We start from the raw sequence: 2478 nt of genomic DNA on the forward strand, positions 1-2478 counted from the left end.
GCTCTATACGCAATAGTCGGAAAATTTCACTACTCATCCACATCTGGCAGGTGCTTGAGAAAATGAAATTATTATTGCTCTATACGCAATAGTCGGAAAATTTCACTACTCATCCACATCTGGCAGGTGCTTGAGAAAATGAAATTATTATTGCTCTATACGCAATAGTCGGAAAATTTCACTACTCATCTACATCTGGCAGGCGCTTCAGAAAATGAAATTATTATTGCTCTATACGCAATAGTCGGAAAATTTCACTACTCATCCACATCTGGCAGGTGCTTGAGAAAATGAAATTATTATTGCTCTATACGCAATAGTCGGAAAATTTCACTACTCATCTACATCTGGCAGGCGCTTCAGAAAATGAAATTATTATTGCTCTATACGCAATAGTCGGAAAATTTCACTACTCATCCACATCTGGCAGGTGCTTGAGAAAATGAAATTATTATTGCTCTATACGCAATAGTCGGAAAATTTCACTACTCATCCACATCTGGCAGGAGCTTCAGGAAATGAAATTATTATTGCTCTATACGCAATAGTCAGAAAATTCCACTATTACAATTTAAGCTATAATTACTATTTAAAAATCTGTCTTAACGCACAATTTTAGTTAAAACTATCTCACTATTAACTATAGTTAATTGAGCTAATTGACAAATTCAGGACTTACACGGGCGAACCGAGAAACCAGGTTTTTTCATAATGTATATAGAAACTGGGTTTCTTTGCGTAAGTCCTATAAATTGTTAATATTAGTAGCTAATCAATTTCTATCATAGCTGAGAGCTAACTAGCTAATAGCTAAATGCCTACATTAAAAGAAAAATCAGAGGTAAAAAAATATGGCTTATGTAGCAGTAAAAGGCGGAGAAGAAGCAATTAAAAATGCCGAAACACTACTGCAAGAATTAAGGCGGGGCGACCCGAATATTTCTGAATTAAATTTAGAGCAAATTAAACAACAACTTACCCTTGCAGTTAACCGAGTAATGTGTGAAGGAAGTTTGTATGACCCCGACTTAGCTGCCTTAGCAATTAAACAATCTTGGGGGGATTTAGTAGAGGCAATATTTCTATTAAGAGCATATCGAACTACTTTACCAAGACTTTATTATAGTCAACCTTTAGATACAACTAAAATGAAGATTCGACGGAGAATTTCTGCTATCTTTAAAGACATTCCCGGAGGTCAATATTTAGGACCTACTTTTGATTATATTCATCGCCTCCTAGACTTTAAATTAGCTGCGGAAGGTAATACACCTACGCCATCCAAAAGCAAAAATTTAAACATAGAAGAAAATTTCCCCAGAGTCATGACCACTTTGGAAAAAGAAGAGTTAGTTTGTCAAGAAAAAATAGAGGATGATAAGCAACCATTTGACTTAACTCGGCAACCACTCAAATTACCCGCAGAAAGAGATGCAAGATTACAAAATTTAGCCCGTGCAGATGAAGGTTTTTTGCTGAGTTTAGGATATTCAACTCAGAGAGGTTATGGTCGTACCCATCCCTTTGCTGGAGAAATTAAAATGGGAGAAGTTGAAGTAGTTATTTTTCCAGAAGAATTAGGTTTTGAAGTAGCGATCGCCGATATTACTATTACTGAAGCAGAAAATGTAAATCTGTTTAAAGGTAGTAAAGAAGTACCGCCACAATTTACCCGTGGTTATGGTTTAACTTTTGGCTATAACGAACGAAAAGCAATGTCGATGGCATTAGTAGACCGCGCTATGCAAGCTAAAGAATTAGGGGAAGAAATACAAGGACCTGCTCAAGACCCAGAGTTTGTTTTGTATCACTCAGATAATGTTCAAGCACAAGGGTTTGTACAACATTTAAAGTTACCTCACTATATTGATTTTCAGGCAGAAATAAATTTAATTAGAAAGCTACAAAGTGAGCAAAAAAATCAGCAAAATATTGAGGTTAATGGAGAGTATATATCTCAGGAATTGATACCGAAAAAATCTCAGGAAAAATCTTTAGGCAACATTGGTAAATTATCCAAATAAATTTAATATTTATCGACAAGTTTTTGAGGAAGCTAAGGGCTGAAAAAAATCCAAATATTCGAGAGAGTATATAATCACTTTTTGCTATATTAGAGATAATTTTTGCCAAAACTTATGCCAAGCGATCGGGAAAAATAGAAAGGAAGGGTTGGAGAGTCTTCTACTTTTAGTCATCTATAAGTATTGGCAGAAAAATCAGGCAAACATCTCCTGAGTTTTCCCTGGAGAAAAAATCTCTATGTGTGGAATTATATGTTCCTGGATAGCCAATCACTTTTTGCCATATTGGAGATAACTTTTACCAAATTCTCAGAAAAAATAGAAAGGAAAGATTGAATATACTGCTACTTTTATTCATCTATAGTATTGCCAGAAAAATTAGGCAAACATCTCCTGAGTTTTCCCTGGAGAAAAAATCTCTATGTGCGGAATTATCTGTTCGTGAAAAGCCAAT

General features: G+C 35.1%; 1 protein-coding gene. It reads left to right on the top strand.

Going from position 1 to position 2478, the window contains the following annotated elements:
• Positions 1 to 851 precede the first annotated feature (851 nt).
• On the top strand, positions 852 to 2024 hold the full coding sequence (locus F6K22_RS38650) for a carbon-phosphorus lyase complex subunit (protein ID WP_293110218.1): 1173 nt from the start codon (positions 852 to 854) through the stop codon (positions 2022 to 2024).
• Positions 2025 to 2478 lie beyond the last annotated feature (454 nt).

The organism is Okeania sp. SIO2F4, from assembly GCF_010672385.1.
GTDB lineage: Bacteria > Cyanobacteriota > Cyanobacteriia > Cyanobacteriales > Microcoleaceae > Trichodesmium.

Excerpts from the sequence above, each read along its gene's own strand:
- F6K22_RS38650 (WP_293110218.1), top strand. The coding sequence starts at position 852 with ATGGCTTATGTAGCAGTAAAAGGCGGAGAAGAAGCAATTAAAAATGCC.